The organism is Tistrella mobilis (assembly GCF_041468085.1).
In the GTDB taxonomy this organism is placed as follows: Bacteria; Pseudomonadota; Alphaproteobacteria; order Tistrellales; family Tistrellaceae; genus Tistrella; species Tistrella mobilis_A.
Genome location: NZ_CP121017.1, coordinates 2,160,784 through 2,175,312, shown reverse-complemented (window position 1 = coordinate 2,175,312; position 14,529 = coordinate 2,160,784). Strand labels below are relative to the sequence as shown.

The window sequence follows — 14,529 nt, the reverse complement described above, 5'->3', positions numbered from 1 at the left end:
ACCGGACCTCGGGGAGACGTCTTCTTCGGGAGAAGGCCGCCGCGGGATACCTCCCGCGGCGGCCTGTTCGTCACTTCCCGGTCTTCTCGGTGTCGGCGTCGGCGTCGTCGGCCTCGTCGGCCTCCTTGCCCTTGCGGCCCGAGCGGGCCGGCTCGGTCGCCGCGATCTTGTCGGTGATGGTATGGCGCATCACCTTCACGCGCACGTCAGGCGCGATCTCCAGCGTGGCGTAAGTGTCGTCATCGACCTTGGCGATGGTGCCGACGATGCCGCCCGCGGTCACCACACGGTCGCCGCGACGCAGCGCCGAGATCATCTCGCGGTGCTGCTTGGCCTTCTTCTGCTGCGGCCGGATCAGCAGGAAATAGAAGACGACGAAGATCAGGAGCAGCGGCAGCAGCTGCATGAGCATGCCGGCACCGCCGTCGGCACCGGCGGCCTGCGCATAGGCCGGAGAGATGAGCATCGATACGTCCCCGTGGGTATATATTGCGTTGGCAAGAGGAGGCCGCAGCCGCAAGCCGGCTCCGGCGCAGTCGTGAGCGGACTATAGCGGCGCCCCGCGGCTTTGCAAAGCGAACCCGGCTGCTGCGGGACCAGCCCGGTACCGTCATGTGGGGGTCCTCATAATGGCCCGCTGCTTGGGGACGCCCGATCGAAGCGGTATAACACCGCCTCACTGCCTCTCCTGTCCGACATCCGCCTGCAGGATCCTGCTCCGATGACCGATACCGCCTCTGCTTCCCCCGACCTTCTGTCGGTGCTCGACCGCATCGCCTCGGCGCTGGAGCGCATGGCGCCGCCGCCCGCCGCCGCGATCGACCTGGACGCCGCCGACGCCTTCGTCTGGGTCTCGACCAATCGCAGCCTGCAGCCGGTCCCCAGGGTCTCCCGGGTCGATATCAGCCTGCTCGAAGGTGTGAACCTGGCACGCGATCAGCTGCTCGACAACACCAGGCGCTTCGCCGCCGGCCTGCCGGCCAACAATGCCCTGCTCTGGGGCGCCCGTGGCATGGGCAAAAGCTCGCTTGTGAAGGCGGTGCACGCGAAGATCGTGTCGGAGACGCCGGCCGGCAGCCGGCCGCTCAAGCTGATCGAGATCCACCGCGAGGACATCTCGCAGCTGCCGGACCTGCTGGCGGTGCTGCGCGGCGGCGATACCCGGGCGCTGCTGTTCTGCGACGATCTGTCCTTCGACCATGACGACACCGACTACAAATCGCTGAAGGCCGTGCTCGACGGCGGCATCGAGGGCCGGCCCGACGAGGTTTTGTTCTACGCCACCTCCAACCGCCGCCATCTGATGCCGCGCGACATGATCGACAACGAGCGCTCGACCGCGATCAACCCGTCGGAAGCGATCGAAGAAAAGGTCTCGCTCTCCGACCGCTTCGGCCTCTGGCTCGGCTTCCATGCCTGCGACCAGAAGACCTATCTGGCCATGGTCCATGGCTATGTCGCCGCCTATGACCTTGGTTCCGACAAGGTCGATGTGGAGCGCGAGGCCCTCACCTGGGCCCAGACCCGCGGCGGAAGGTCGGGTCGCGTGGCCTGGCAGTACATCCAGGATCTGGCCGGCCGCCTCGGCCGACGGCTGGAAACCCGCGAGGGCTGACGCAGAACCGGGCCGCGCTTGACGCGGCCCGGTTCTGGTGATTTTGTAAGTCAGTTGACTAACTATTCGAGAGATGACCACCGGCATGCGCATACCTGCCCGAGACCGTCGCGAGCGCCTGGCCCGGGCGGCCGCTGACCTCTTCCATCAGCGGGGGTATGATGCCGTCAGCCTGCGCGACATTGCCGCCGGGGCCGGCATCCCGGCCGGGGCCGTCTTCTACCACTTCCCGACCAAGGCCGCTCTTGCGACCGCAGCGGCTGAAGCGCAACTAAACCGGGCGGAGGAGATTCTGTCCCGGGCGGCGGAGGGCCGCTCTCCGGAAGAGCGGCTGACGATCATTGCCGCCGGGCTCTCGGCCGGTGCACCGCTGGCCGCACGCTATGGCTGCCCGATCCAGCGGCTTGCACGCGATCTGGCCAATGGTGGCGAGGCGGAACGTGCGGCCCGGGATATCTGCATCCGGGCAGCCACCCTGCTGCGCAAGAGCGTGGTCGCCGAACTGGTCGCGGGCGGCGTCGCTGCCGACCGGGCGGAGGCCGCGGCCCGCGATTTCACTGCCCGCTGGGCCGGTGGTGCCGTGCTCGCCTTTCTCGCCGGCGATCCCGCGCCGATGACCGACGGGATCGCCGCAGCCCTTAACGACCTCAGGACGCTGCTGTCCGGGTCAAGATGAAGGACACCCCCATGAGACGCATCGTCGTCACCGGCATCGGCGTGGTCTCGCCGCTCGGCCAGGGCGCCCCCACCGTCTGGCGGCGCCTGATCGAGGGGCGCTCCGGCATTCGCGCCCTGCCCGAGGCCATGGTCCACGATCTGCCGGCCAGGATCGCCGGCGTGGTGCCCGATGCGGCCGAGGATGCCGAGGGCGGGTTCGATGCCGCCCGCACGGTGCCGCCCAAGGACCACAAGAAGATGGATCGCTTCATCCTGCTCGCCATGGCTGCCGCCGAAGAGGCATTGGGCCAGGCCGGCTGGCTGGAGGCCTCGGAGGCCGAGCGCAACCGCACCGCGACCATCATCGGCACCGGCGTCGGCGGCCTGCCCGCCATGGCCGAAGCCGTGCGCACGACCGATGGCAAGGGACCGCGGCGGCTCTCGCCCTTCACCGTGCCGTCCTTCCTGCCCAACATGGCGGCGGGACAGGTTTCGATCCGCTTCGGGCTGCGCGGCCCGCTGGGTGCGCCGGTAACGGCCTGTGCCGCCAGTGTCCAGGCGATCGGCGATGCCGCCCGGCTGATCCATTCGGGCGAGGCCGATATTGCGCTGGCAGGCGGGGCCGAAGGCTGCATCGACCGGGTCAGCCTTGGCGGCTTCGCGGCAGCCCGCGCCCTTTCCACCGGCTTCAACGACCGCCCGACCGAAGCGTCGCGTCCCTTCGATGCGGCGCGCGACGGTTTCGTCATGGGTGAAGGCGCGGCCATGCTGGTGATCGAGGCGCTGGACCATGCCCTGGCACGCGGTGCGGTTCCGATCGCCGAACTCACCGGCTATGGCACCAGTGCCGATGCCCATCACATGACCGCCGCGCCGGAAGACGGTGAAGGCGCCCAGCGGGCGATGCGGGCCGCCCTCGCCTCGGCGCGTCTCGCCCCCGGAGAGATCGGCTATCTGAATGCCCATGCCACTTCCACCCCGGTCGGCGATGCCGGCGAACTGGCAGCGATCCGGGCGGTGTTCGGCGAGGCTGCGGGCGTGTCGATCTCGTCGACCAAATCGGCCACCGGCCATCTGCTCGGTGCCGCCGGCGCAATCGAGGCGATGTTCTCGGTGCTGGCGCTGCGCGACGGCATCCTGCCGCCGACGCTGAACCTCACCGATCCCGATCCGGCCGCGGCCGGGCTGGACCTGATCGGACCCGAAGCACGCCACCGGTCCGTCGATCATGTGCTGTCGAACGGCTTCGGCTTCGGCGGTGTCAACGCCTCGGTGGTCTTCAGCCGCTATCGCTGACGCCCTGAGGCATCGTCACCGGCAGCATACCCTGCCCCGGCTCAGCGCCGGGGCAGATAGCGTTCGGGATCAACGGCTTCGCGGCCGCGGCGCAGCTCGAAATGCAGCTGAGGCTGATCGACATTGCCGCTGGAGCCAACCCGGGCGATCACCTCGCCCTGCTTGACCCGCTGCCCACGATCCACCAGCACCGCCTGGGCATGGGCATAGGCGGTCAGCCAGTTGCCGCCATGGCGGATCAGCAGCATGTTGCCGAAGCCCTTCAGATCGCTGCCGGCATAGACCACCACGCCGTCGGCGGCTGCGCGGATGGGTGTGCCGCGCGGCGCCTGGATGTTCACGCCATCATTGTGCAGGCCGCCCGCCTTGTCGCCATAACCTGAGACCACCCGTCCGTTGACCGGCCAGACGAAGCGCTTGGGCGCAGGGCCGAGATCGCCCGTTTCCACCGGTTTCGCCTTTACGGGCGCGGGGGCCGGCTCCGCCGCCGGCTGCGCCGGGGCGGCCGGTGCGGGTGCAGGTGCCGGTTCCGCCTTCGGCGGCTCGGCCGGTGCGGGTGCCGGCTGCGGGGCCGGCTCGGCAGCCGGGGCGGCCGGTGCCGCAGGCGGCGGCGCGGTCGTCTCCGCCCCGGGGGTCAGCGTCACCGGTGCGCCGCCGGTCGCGGGCTCACCGGCGGCAACCGGCGCCGCCGCGACAGGTGCAACCGTCGTCGATGCCGCAGACGAGGTTTCAGTCCCGGACGGCTCAGTTCCGGGCGGCGGCAGGGGCGCGGCCGAGATGCCGGTGGCGCCGGTCGCCGTCCCGCCCGTCGAAGCGATGGCCGTGCCGCCGACCGCAGAGGACACGGAAATCGTCTCCGCCCCGTCGATACGTGCCGAGGGCGGCCGCCCTTCAGGCCCCGCCGCGGCCACCGCCTCGGCCGCGGCCTGGGTGCCGGGCCCCTGCCCTTCGGGCACGACCAGACGCTGGCCCGGGGAAACCGGATAGGGCGGCTGCAGCCCGTTGGCCTGGGCCAGGGCCGTCATCTCCACACCATAGGCCCGCGAGATACCGTAGAGCGTCTCGTTCTGGCGCACGGTGTGGATGCGGTTGGCCGGCAGCACCAGCCGGTTGCCGGGATAGATGGTATAGGGCGGTTCCAGATGGTTCGCTTCGATCAGCGCCCGGAGCGGCACATTGTTGCGGCGGGCAATGGCATACAGCGTATCGCCCCGCTCCACGACGATCTCGCTCGCCCCGGCAGGTAGCGCGATTTCCGCAGGCTGGGCACCGCGAAAATCGACAGGCGCCGGCTCGTCGCGGCCGGCGCAGGCGGCAACAAGAAACACGAGCGCCGCTGCGGCGGCTTGGCGGAAAGGCAGGCTGGGTCTGATCATGGCGGCCCCGTTCATGGCGCGCCCAGTCTAAGCCGCATGTCGCACTGCGGCAACGGAAGCGTGATCCGGCACAAGCCGCCAGCGCATCTCAACCCGCCGGCGAGCCCGGATCGTCTTCACGCGGCACGCCGGGCATCAACGGCACGAAGCGGACGCGGGCGATTTCGACGTCGTCGACGCCATCCTCGTTGCGAATCAGCTTCATCAGCCGCTGCTCGCGGCCATGCGCCCCGACCGGCATCACCATCAGCCCGCCGATCGACAGTTGATCGAGCAGTTCTTCCGGCACCTCGTCGGAGGCGGCCGTCACGATGATCCGGTCGAAGGGTGCCTGTTCCGGCCAGCCCCGCATACCGTCGCCGATCCGGTTGACGACGTTGTGCATGGCCAGTTCGCCGAAGCGGGTCTGGGCCTCCCGCGCCAGGCTGCGATGACGCTCGATCGTGTAGACCCGGCGGGCCAGCCGCGAGAGGATCGCGGTCTGGTATCCCGAACCGGTGCCGATCTCCAGCACCTTGTGCCGGTCGCCCAGTTCCAGGGCCTGGGTCATCAGCGCCACCACCTCGGGCTGGCTGATGGTCTGGCCCTGCCCGATGGGCAGGGCCCGATTGGCATAGGCCTTGGGCACCAGCGGCGTCGGCACGAAGATCTCGCGCGGCACCGTCTCGATGGCCTTCAGCACCCGCGTGTCGGTGATGCCCGCCGAACGCAGCTGCATCAACAGCTTGATCTTCGCTTCGGCGAGCGTCTCCATCGTCAGGCCCCCAGCACGTCCTCAAGCGCGCCCATATAGTCGCGGGCGGTCAGGTCGATATGCAGCGGGGTGACCGAAATGGCGCCCTTGCGGATCACCGACAGGTCGGTGCCCTCGGTCTCGTGGCCGTCGCGGCGCAGGCCGCCGATCCAGTAATACGGCACGCCGCGCGGATCGCGCCCCTCGACGATCATCTCGCCCAGCACGCGCTGGCCCTGCGAGACGACCTTGACGCCGGTCACCGCCTCGGGCTCGACCGGGGGATAGTTGACATTGACCAGCACGCCCTTGGGCCATTTGGTGGCGATCAGCTTCTCGACCAGCGCGGGGCCATGAGCACGAGCCGTGCGCCACGGCACGTCCTGCGGGTCGACGAAGACCTGGCTCATCGCGATCGCCTGCAGGCCGAGCAACGTGGCTTCCTTGGCGGCGGCGATGGTGCCTGAATAATGCACATCCTCGCCCAGATTGGCGCCGCGGTTGACGCCCGAGAGCACCAGATCCGGCGCGGTCTCGTGCATCAGCCGCCGGGTGGCGATGAGCACGCAATCGGTGGGCGTGCCGCTGACGCCATAGCGCTTGTCGGCGATCTTGCGCACCCGCAGCGGGTTGTGGATGGTCAACGAATGCGACACGCCGCTCTGATCGGTTTCAGGGGCGACGACCCAGACGTCGTCGGACAGCTCGCGCGCGATCTGCTCCAGGATCGCGATCCCGGGGGCGTTGATGCCGTCGTCGTTGCTGATCAGGATGCGCACGTGCCGAACTCCTTGAGGATCGGGAAAGCCGGGCTTGGATACCCGTTCTTGGCTTTCATGGGAAGTGCCGCCGATGCAATCGGCGGCACTCGTTTCCGGTATTCCGGTATGATGTGATGCGTGTCGCCTGCAGGGGACAGGCGACCGGATCAGGCGCCGACGATCTCGGCACCGCCAAGATAGGGGCGCAGCGCCTCGGGAATGCGGATGCTGCCATCCGCCTGCTGATGGTTTTCGACCAGCGCGATCAATGCGCGGCCCACCGCCACGCCCGAACCGTTGAGCGTGTGGACGAAGCGGGTGTCACGCTCGCCGGCCTTGCGACAGCGGGCTTTCATCCGCCGCGCCTGGAAATCGCGGGTGTTCGAAACGCTGGAGATTTCACGATAGGTGTTCTGCGCGGGCACCCAGACCTCGATATCGTGGGTGCGTGCCGCGGCAAAACCGGTATCGCCCGCGCACAGCACGACCACCCGATAGGGAAGTTCCAGCAGCTGGAGGACCTTTTCGGCGCAGGCCGTCATGTACTCCTGCTCGTCGCGCGAGGCTTCGGCGGTGGTGATGGATACCATCTCCACCTTCGAAAACTGGTGCTGACGCAGCATGCCGCGGGTGTCACGGCCGGCAGATCCGGCTTCGGACCGGAAGCATGGGGTCAGCGCCGTCAGCCTCAGCGGCAATGCGGCCTCGTCCAGGATCTCGCCCGCCACAAGATTGGTCAGCGGCACTTCAGAGGTCGGGATCAGCCAGCGATCATCGGTGGTGCGGAACAGGTCTTCGGCGAATTTGGGCAGCTGTCCGGTGCCATAGAGGGCATCCGTACCGACCAGAAGCGGCGGCTGCACCTCAAGAAAGCCATGCGCGCCCGTATGCAGGTCGAGCATGAACTGCGCCAGTGCCCGTTCAAGCCGCGCCATCTGGCCGGCCAGAACCACGAAACGTGCGCCGGACAGCTTCGCCGCGCGCTCGAAATCCATCGCCTTCAGCACCGGGCCGGCGGCCATCATCTCGCCCAGTTCATAATGGGCGCGGGGCGCGAAATCGAAGGATCGGGGCGTGCCCCACCGGCGCAGCTCGACATTGGCCGTCTCGTCCGGCCCATCGGGCACATCTGCATCCAGCTGGTTGGGCAGGCTGGAGAGTGCTTCGTCGAGTTCGCGGCCAAGCGCCGCCTCTTCGGCTTCCAGTTCCGGCATCCGCTCCTTGATCGCCTGAACCTCGGCAACCAGCGCCGTGGCATCGCCGCCGTTGCGCTTGATCTGGCCGATTTCCTTGGAGGCGACATTGCGCCGGGTCTGCAATTCCTGCAATTCGCGGATCAGGGCGCGGCGCCGTTCGTCGAGCGCCACGAGACGCTCCGACGACGCATCGAGGCCACGACGAGCAAGAGCGGCGTCGAAGGCGTCTGGCGCATCGCGCAGAAGGCGTATGTCGTGCATGGGTTCGCTCGCTGAATGAACGATGGTTCCGGAAACGACGAAGGGCGCGCCGGCCATACGGCCGAAGCGCGCCCATCTAACGGCCCCGATCCCTTCGGGTCAAGCGCCGCTGTCGTCCTTGTCGGCCAGTGCTGCAGCGAGTTCCGCCTCCTCGGCCTTCTCGCGCTCCGCCCGCGCCCTTTCGATCCGCCGGGCGATGAAGATCGAAATCTCGTAGAGGATCAGCAGCGGCACGGCCAGCGACACCTGGCTGATCAGATCAGGCGGTGTCATCACGGCCGCCGCCAGGAACACGATGACGATCGCAAATCGCCGCTTCTTGGCCAGCGCCTCGGCGCTCACCAACCCGGCGCGCACCAGCAGGCTCAGCGCCACCGGCAGCTGGAAGGCGAGACCGAAGGCGAAGATCAGGGCCAGCACCAGCGACAGATACTGGTCGACCTTGGCTTCCAGCTCGATCGCCATGCTGGTTTCGGAGCCCGTGGTCTGGAAGCCGGCGAAGAAGCCCCAGGCGAGCGGGAAGACGAAGTAATAGGCCAGCGCCGCGCCAAGGACGAACAGGAACGGCGTCGCGACCAGGAAGGGCATGAACGCCTTGCGCTCGTTCCGATAGAGCCCCGGCGCCACGAACATGTAGAGCTGGGATGCGATGATCGGGAACGAGATGAACAGCGCGGCGTAGAATGAGACCTTCACATAGGTGAAGAAAGCCTCGGTCAGGCCGGTATAGATCAGACGTTTGTCGTGGCCGAGCACCTTGGCAAGCGGCTCGACCAGGAAGCCGAAGATATCCTCGGCGAACATGTAGCAGACGCCGAAGGCGATCAGCAGCGCCACGACCGAATAGATCAGTCGGTTGCGAAGCTCGATCAGGTGTTCGAGCAGCGGCGCCTTGGAGTTTTCTACCTCGTCGTCGTCGTCATGGGTCGCCATGAAGCGTCAGGCCTTCGGGGTCGTGGCATCGTCAGGTGTCGCGGCCGGCGCCGCCGGTGCCGTAGCGGGCGTGGCGGGCTTGGCCCCGACCGGTGCGGCAGGCGTGGCATCCGTGGGGGCCGGAACTGCGGGAGGCGGGGTCTGCGACGCCGGAGACGCAGAGGCTGCCGGCGCCGTGGCCGGCGCATCCGCAGCCGCGGCCCGGGCCGCCGGGGCGTCATCCTCCAGGCTCACGGGCGATGTCGCCCGCTCCAGCGCACCGTCGGGATCGATGGCCCTGCGGGTCGCCTCGCCCATGTCGAAGCGCGACGCCTTCTCGGCCCGGTCGCGCAGCTCCTTGAGTTCGGACTCGCGCAGGACCTCATCAACGCTCGACTGGAATTCGCGCGCCATGCGCCGCAGCCGCCCTATCCAGACGCCGGCCGCACGCAATGCGACAGGCAGATCCTTGGGGCCGATCACGATCAGGGCAACGACGAACACCAGGGCGAGTTCCGCCCAGCCGATGTCGAACATGGCGTCACGCAGACGGACGCAGCAACCTGCGTCCGCTCCTCGAATGCCTCACCGGATCAGGCCTTCGGGCCGCCGACCTCATCACGGCGAATCTCGTCCGCCATGCGCGCATCCTGCGGCTTGTTCAGCACCTTCGGATCCTGAGACGGCGAGCTGTTGTTCTCGGTCTCTTCGTCCTTCATGCCGGCCTTGAAGCTCTTGATGCCCTTGGCGACGTCGCCCATCACCCGCGGCAGCTTGCCCGCCCCGAACAGGATCAGGACCAGAACCAGGATCAGGACAATCTGCCAAATACCGATGCTCATCGGGTACCCCTCCTCCGCAGTCCCACGGACTGCCCAATCGTGCGGCGCATGATGGCAGAAGCACGGGGGCTGTGCAATGCAGCCGTCAGCGCCCGTCTGCCAGGAATACGAAAGTCTGGTTCAGATCGAGCGTCAGGCGGATGCGGTCGCCCCGCGCATGGCGTGGCACGCCGGCAAGCCTCAACCCCAGCCGGCCGGGCCAACCCTCGACCCGTATTCCAAGCGCCGTCATCGGCCCGAGCGCCCGGACCTCGACGACCTCGGCCGCGATCGGTCCGGCCAGGTCCTCGATCAGCGCCTCGGGCCGGATCAGCACCGAAGCCGCCTCACCTTCCGCCAGGCCGGGCGCCGGCAACTGGCCGAGAGGTGTTGAAACCCGGCCGCCCGCAACCCGCACCGTCATGGCATTCAATTCACCGAAAAGGCGGGCGACAAAAGGGGTTGCCGGCGCCTGATAAAGCTCCGTGGCATATCCCGCCTGCATGATCCGGCCGCCATTCATCACCGCGATCCGGTCGCCCATGCGCAGGGCCTCGTCCGGGTCATGGGTCACCATCAGGGCAGCCGCCCCCACCTCACGCAGCACGGCAAGCGTGTCGGCGCACAGCCGGTCGCGCAGCGCAATGTCCAGCCCCGAGAACGGCTCGTCCAGCAGCATCACCTGCGGTTCAGGCGCCAGCGCCCGGGCCAGCGCGACGCGCTGCTGCTCGCCGCCCGACATCATATGCGGGTAGTCACCTCCCCGGCCGCCGAGCCCGACCAGATCGAGCAGCGCCTCGCTCCGTCGCCGGCGTTCCGCAGCACCGGCCTGCCTGAGTCCGAAGCCGACATTGTCGAGGACGGTGAGATGCGGAAACAAGGCGTAGTCCTGAAAGACCAGACCGACGCCGCGGGCCTCGGGCTTCACCGCGCGGCCGGGCTCCGCCACCGTCCGGCCATCGATGATCACCCGGCCCTGCTGCACGTCCTCCAGCCCCGCCGCAAGCCGCAGGCAGGTGGTCTTGCCGCAGCCGGACGGGCCCAACAGGCACAGGATCTCGCCGGCCGCGATACCGACCGAGACATGATCGACGGCAACCCGGCCGTCATAGGCATGCACGATATCGTCGAGGATCAGTCGGGACGGGGCGGTGGAGGACGGGTTCATGAACTCTGGGCACCGGGGCGGGAACGGGCAATGGCCCGGGACAACAGGATGACCGGCAGGATACCGGCGGCGACGATGGTGAGGGCCGGCAACGAGGCATCGGCCAGACGCTCGTCACCGGCCAGTTCGTAGGTGCGCATGGCAAGCGTGCCGATGCCGAACGGCCTGAGGATCAGGGTCGCCGGCAATTCCTTCAGCACGTCGACGAAGACCAGAAGCGCCGCGGTCAGCAGACCGCCGGACACCAGGGGGGCATGGACGCGGACCAGCGTCGCCCCGGGCCCCAGGCCGAAGACCCTTGCGGCATCATCCATCGAGGCCGTCACCTTGCCGAGGCTCGCCTCCACCGTGTTCAGCGAGACGGCGAGGAAGCGCACCATATAGGCATAGAGCAGCCCGACCAGCGTGCCGGTCAGAACCAACCCTGGATTGCCGAGGCCGAGCGCGCGGGCGATGTCGATGATCACACCGTCGGCGGCCGCCAGCGGCACGACGATGCCGACGGCGATCACCGCCCCCGGCACGGCATAGCCCATGGCCGCGACCCGTGCGGCCAGCGCCGAGGCGCGCCCCGGCGAAAGCCTGCGGGCATAGGCAATGACCAGGGCAGCCGCCACGGCCATGACCGCGGCGGCGGCGGCCAGAAGCAGGCTGGTCGCCACCAGGCGCGGGAAGCCGCTGCCCGAATCGAGACGCGAGGTCAGCGCCCACCAGCCGAGCGCCGTGGCCGGGATCAGGAAACCGCACAGGATCGGCAGGGCACAGGCCGCGACCGCCCCGGCCTTGCGCAGGCCGCGGAGCTGCCAGCCCGGCAGCGGCCGGTAGCGGCGCGAGGTATGGTGGAAGCGCCGGTCACCGCGGCTGGCTCGCTCCAGCAACACCAGGATCAGCACCACCGAAAGCAGCGCCGCCGCCAGCTGGGCCGCGGCAGCGCGCTCCCCCAGGCCGAACCAGGTGCGATAGATGCCGGTGGTGAAGGTGTCGACGGCGAAATAGTCGACGGTGCCGAAATCCGCCAGAACCTCCATCAGCGCCAGGCTCACCCCGGTTACGATCGCCGGGCGCGCCAGCGGCAGGGCGATGCGCCGGAAGCACGACCAGGGGCCATTGCCCAGCGTGCGGCCGATCTCCAGCACGCACATCGACTGTTCAAGAAATGCCGACCGGGCAAGCAGATAGACGTAAGGGTAGAGCACCAGCGTCATCACCACGATCGCGCCACCCAGGCTGCGGATCTCCGGGAACCAGTAGTCGCGGCGGCTGGTCGCGCCGATCAGGATGCGCAAAGTCTCCTGCACCGGCCCGGAATAGTCGAGCAGCCCGGAATAGGTATAGGCGATCACATAGGCCGGCACCGCCATCGGCAGCAACAGGGCCCATTCAAAGGTCCGACGTCCGGGAAAACGGCACATGGTGACCAGCCAGGCCGTGCCCACACCCAGTGTCAGCGTCCCGGCGCCGACCCCGATCACCAGCCAGAAGGTGTTGACCAGATAGCGGCCGAGCACGGTGTCGATCAGATGGGACCAGACCGCAAGATCGGGGGTGACGCCTGCGCTCAGCACCACCACCACCGGCACGGCGACCAGCGCCGCCAGCAGAAGCGCCGCGGCCGGCCAGACCAGACCGCCCCGACCACCCCGACGGGCCAGCGGCGCCGGCGCCACGGCGGCGCGGCCGACCGCAGGGGGCTCGTCCTCCGGCTTGCCTGCATAGATCGTGGCCATGGGGCAGATACCCCTCCGTCAGCTGCCGTGGGTGCCAGGTGTCGTGCGGGCCGGGTGTCGTGCGGGCCAGGCATGTCCCGGTCGCGACTGCGACATATCCGCAGCTCCGGGATCGACGATGGGTACACGTCACCCGGCCGCGGATCAAGCACTGCCGCGCCAGGACGACGAAAGGGTGCCGCGACGCTTCAGCCACGGCACCCCTTCCCGACCTTCGCGGCCGTCAGGATCAGCGCCAGCCGGCGCGGTCCATGATCTCAACCGACTGACGGTTCAGCTCGCCCAGGCGGGTGATGGCCACGGTGTCTTCCTTGAACGGCCCCCAGGACTGAATGATCGCCGAAGACGGCACACCCGGCCGCACGGGGAATTCCTGGTTCACCTCGGCATAGAACTTCTGAGCCTTCTCGGAGACCAGGAACTCCAGCAGCTTGACCGCCGCATCGCGGTTGGGCGCGGTCTTGACCACGCCGGCACCCGACACGTTGACATGCGTCCCGCGGTCACCCTGATTGGGGAAGAACACCGCCACCTTCTGGGCGGCCTCCTTCTGGGCCTGATCGTTGCCGGCTAGCATGCCGCCCAGATAATAGGTGTTGACCACCGCGATATCGGCCTCGCCCGAGGCAACGGCCTGGATCTGGTCGCGGTCGCCGCCCTGCGGCTTGCGGGCGAAATTGGCGACCAGCCCCTTCGCCCATTCCTCGGTCTTCTCGGGCCCGTTGGCCACGATCATGGCCGCAGTCATCGACTGGTTATAGGTGTTGCTCGACGAGCGGATGGCGATACGGCCCTTCCACACCGGGTCGGCCAGCTGCTCATAGGTCGACAGCTCCTCGGGCTTCACCCTGTCCTTGGCGTAGACCACAACGCGCGCGCGCTTCGACAGGCCGAACCAGGCATCGTCGCGGTCCCGCAGATAGGCCGGCACCGCCTCTTCAAGCACCTTCGACGAGACGGGCTGGAAAATGCCGGCCTCCTTCGCCTGCTCCAGCCGTGCCACGTCGACGGTCAGCAGAATGTCGGCAGGGCTGTTCTCCCCCTCGGCCTGAATGCGCGCCAGCAGCTTTTCACCGCTGTCGGAGAGCAGGTTCACCTTGATGCCGGTCTCGGCGGTGAAGGTGTCCAGGATCGGGCGGATCAGCTGTTCCTGACGCGCCGAGTACAGGTTGACTTCGGCAGCGTCAGCAGCCTGGCCGGCGACCAGCAGGGCAAGGGCGGCGGCAGCGCCACCGATCCTGCCGAACAGGCGATGACGGGCGGGACGGCGAAACATGTCGGTCATGGCAGTCTCGTCGATAAGCGGGGCAGGCGGAATCCGGGCCGCCGGACGGCGTGCGTCGGCGGCGTGAGATTGCGAATTCCTATCAACACCTCCCTATCATTCTGGAAGCGTCGCTTCAAGCGCGGGTGAGACTGATTTGCGATACGCGGCGATTCGCCGCCCCGACAGGATCGGCCGTCGGATTTCGTGGAGTTCGCCGTTTACAGCACAGCCCTGCATGGAGATACTGCGTCGCGAAAGGATCGCTTCACGGTTACCATGTGCGCATAAATTTACATGGGAACATGATGATCCCTTCCCCACCTGATCGGGACGCGATCGACGCTCCCGCCCGGCGCAAGTGCTCCTGCCTGATCGACGAGGCGCCTTCGCGATGATCATCCGCCGCCTTCGTGCCGCCCGACCGGAGCGGACCCGTCTGCACATCATGTTCGTGGCCAGCAGCCTTGCTGCGCTGGTCACGGCAACGCTCCCCGCCTCGGGCGCCACCGCCCAGGAGGCGGCGCGCTCATCCTGTCGCTCCGCCGTGCAGACGCTGGCAAAACTGGTGGCCGACCCGCCCCGGCGGGATCGTCGCGTTGCCGACTACATCGCGGCCCGCCAGCATCTGGACCGTGCCAATCGCGCCTGCGACGGTAATCAGGGAGAGCGCGCCATGGCGGAGGCGGACGCCGGCATCCGGCGTCTGGCCCCCGATCTGCGTGGCGGTGTGCTGCGCTGA

General features: G+C 68.2%; 15 protein-coding genes. 4 read left to right on the top strand and 11 right to left on the bottom strand.

What is annotated here, in order from left to right:
- Window positions 1–70: 70 nt before the first annotated feature.
- A complete protein-coding gene (gene yajC / locus P7L68_RS15630; protein ID WP_372006550.1) occupies window positions 71–466 on the bottom strand; it encodes a preprotein translocase subunit YajC in 396 nt (131 codons plus the stop codon).
- Between the two features lie 255 nt (window positions 467–721).
- On the opposite strand from yajC, the gene P7L68_RS15625 reads away from it, so the two are divergent.
- From P7L68_RS15625 to fabF, 3 genes are all read left to right on the top strand, one after another.
- Window positions 722–1,615 carry an ATP-binding protein gene (locus tag P7L68_RS15625; protein WP_372006549.1) on the top strand — a complete coding sequence of 298 codons (894 nt, stop codon included), beginning with the start codon at window positions 722–724 and terminating at the stop codon, window positions 1,613–1,615.
- Window positions 1,616–1,700: 85 nt separating this feature from the next.
- A complete protein-coding gene (locus tag P7L68_RS15620; RefSeq protein WP_372006548.1) occupies window positions 1,701–2,291 on the top strand; it encodes a TetR family transcriptional regulator in 591 nt (196 codons plus the stop codon).
- 11 nt (window positions 2,292–2,302) lie between these two features.
- Window positions 2,303–3,568, top strand: a complete 1,266-nt coding sequence (gene fabF / locus P7L68_RS15615) for a beta-ketoacyl-ACP synthase II (RefSeq protein ID WP_372006547.1) — start codon at window positions 2,303–2,305, stop codon at window positions 3,566–3,568.
- 41 nt (window positions 3,569–3,609) lie between these two features.
- Here the strand turns inward: fabF and P7L68_RS15610 are convergent, their stop codons facing one another.
- From P7L68_RS15610 to P7L68_RS15565, 10 genes are all read right to left on the bottom strand, one after another.
- Window positions 3,610–4,944, bottom strand: a complete 1,335-nt coding sequence (locus tag P7L68_RS15610) for a peptidoglycan DD-metalloendopeptidase family protein (protein WP_372006546.1) — start codon at window positions 4,942–4,944, stop codon at window positions 3,610–3,612.
- An 88-nt stretch (window positions 4,945–5,032) separates the two neighbouring features.
- On the bottom strand, window positions 5,033–5,698 hold the full coding sequence (locus P7L68_RS15605) for a protein-L-isoaspartate(D-aspartate) O-methyltransferase (RefSeq protein WP_372006545.1): 666 nt from the start codon (window positions 5,696–5,698) through the stop codon (window positions 5,033–5,035).
- A gap of 2 nt (window positions 5,699–5,700) precedes the next feature.
- The gene (surE, locus tag P7L68_RS15600) at window positions 5,701–6,456 is read right to left on the bottom strand and encodes a 5'/3'-nucleotidase SurE (protein WP_014745057.1); all 756 of its coding nucleotides are present in this window, start codon (window positions 6,454–6,456) and stop codon (window positions 5,701–5,703) included.
- A gap of 149 nt (window positions 6,457–6,605) precedes the next feature.
- Window positions 6,606–7,895 carry a serine--tRNA ligase gene (serS, locus tag P7L68_RS15595; RefSeq protein ID WP_372006544.1) on the bottom strand — a complete coding sequence of 430 codons (1,290 nt, stop codon included), beginning with the start codon at window positions 7,893–7,895 and terminating at the stop codon, window positions 6,606–6,608.
- A gap of 99 nt (window positions 7,896–7,994) precedes the next feature.
- Complete coding sequence (gene tatC, locus P7L68_RS15590) at window positions 7,995–8,828, bottom strand: twin-arginine translocase subunit TatC (RefSeq protein ID WP_372006543.1); 834 nt, start codon at window positions 8,826–8,828, stop codon at window positions 7,995–7,997.
- A 6-nt stretch (window positions 8,829–8,834) separates the two neighbouring features.
- On the bottom strand, window positions 8,835–9,344 hold the full coding sequence (gene tatB, locus P7L68_RS15585) for a Sec-independent protein translocase protein TatB (RefSeq protein WP_372006542.1): 510 nt from the start codon (window positions 9,342–9,344) through the stop codon (window positions 8,835–8,837).
- A 56-nt stretch (window positions 9,345–9,400) separates the two neighbouring features.
- Window positions 9,401–9,649, bottom strand: a complete 249-nt coding sequence (gene tatA / locus P7L68_RS15580; protein ID WP_372006541.1) for a twin-arginine translocase TatA/TatE family subunit — start codon at window positions 9,647–9,649, stop codon at window positions 9,401–9,403.
- A gap of 85 nt (window positions 9,650–9,734) precedes the next feature.
- Complete coding sequence (locus tag P7L68_RS15575) at window positions 9,735–10,796, bottom strand: ABC transporter ATP-binding protein (protein ID WP_372006540.1); 1,062 nt, start codon at window positions 10,794–10,796, stop codon at window positions 9,735–9,737.
- Window positions 10,793–12,523, bottom strand: coding sequence for an ABC transporter permease (locus P7L68_RS15570; protein WP_372006539.1), 1,731 nt, complete (start codon window positions 12,521–12,523; stop codon window positions 10,793–10,795). Before P7L68_RS15570 ends, P7L68_RS15575 begins: the two co-directional genes overlap by 4 nt.
- Before the next feature lie 229 nt (window positions 12,524–12,752).
- On the bottom strand, window positions 12,753–13,808 hold the full coding sequence (locus P7L68_RS15565; protein WP_372006538.1) for a Fe(3+) ABC transporter substrate-binding protein: 1,056 nt from the start codon (window positions 13,806–13,808) through the stop codon (window positions 12,753–12,755).
- A gap of 373 nt (window positions 13,809–14,181) precedes the next feature.
- Here P7L68_RS15565 and P7L68_RS15560 point away from each other — a divergent pair, with 373 nt between their 5' ends.
- On the top strand, window positions 14,182–14,529 hold the full coding sequence (locus P7L68_RS15560; RefSeq protein ID WP_372006537.1) for a hypothetical protein: 348 nt from the start codon (window positions 14,182–14,184) through the stop codon (window positions 14,527–14,529).

Excerpts from the sequence above, each read along its gene's own strand:
- tatB (WP_372006542.1), bottom strand. The coding sequence starts at position 9,344 with ATGTTCGACATCGGCTGGGCGGAACTCGCCCTGGTGTTCGTCGTTGCC.
- P7L68_RS15565 (WP_372006538.1), bottom strand. The coding sequence starts at position 13,808 with ATGACCGACATGTTTCGCCGTCCCGCCCGTCATCGCCTGTTCGGCAGG.
- P7L68_RS15610 (WP_372006546.1), bottom strand. The coding sequence starts at position 4,944 with ATGATCAGACCCAGCCTGCCTTTCCGCCAAGCCGCCGCAGCGGCGCTC.
- P7L68_RS15560 (WP_372006537.1), top strand. The coding sequence starts at position 14,182 with ATGATCATCCGCCGCCTTCGTGCCGCCCGACCGGAGCGGACCCGTCTG.
- tatA (WP_372006541.1), bottom strand. The coding sequence starts at position 9,649 with ATGAGCATCGGTATTTGGCAGATTGTCCTGATCCTGGTTCTGGTCCTG.
- fabF (WP_372006547.1), top strand. The coding sequence starts at position 2,303 with ATGAGACGCATCGTCGTCACCGGCATCGGCGTGGTCTCGCCGCTCGGC.
- serS (WP_372006544.1), bottom strand. The coding sequence starts at position 7,895 with ATGCACGACATACGCCTTCTGCGCGATGCGCCAGACGCCTTCGACGCC.
- yajC (WP_372006550.1), bottom strand. The coding sequence starts at position 466 with ATGCTCATCTCTCCGGCCTATGCGCAGGCCGCCGGTGCCGACGGCGGT.
- P7L68_RS15575 (WP_372006540.1), bottom strand. The coding sequence starts at position 10,796 with ATGAACCCGTCCTCCACCGCCCCGTCCCGACTGATCCTCGACGATATC.
- P7L68_RS15570 (WP_372006539.1), bottom strand. The coding sequence starts at position 12,523 with ATGGCCACGATCTATGCAGGCAAGCCGGAGGACGAGCCCCCTGCGGTC.
- P7L68_RS15620 (WP_372006548.1), top strand. The coding sequence starts at position 1,701 with ATGCGCATACCTGCCCGAGACCGTCGCGAGCGCCTGGCCCGGGCGGCC.
- tatC (WP_372006543.1), bottom strand. The coding sequence starts at position 8,828 with ATGGCGACCCATGACGACGACGACGAGGTAGAAAACTCCAAGGCGCCG.
- P7L68_RS15625 (WP_372006549.1), top strand. The coding sequence starts at position 722 with ATGACCGATACCGCCTCTGCTTCCCCCGACCTTCTGTCGGTGCTCGAC.
- P7L68_RS15605 (WP_372006545.1), bottom strand. The coding sequence starts at position 5,698 with ATGGAGACGCTCGCCGAAGCGAAGATCAAGCTGTTGATGCAGCTGCGT.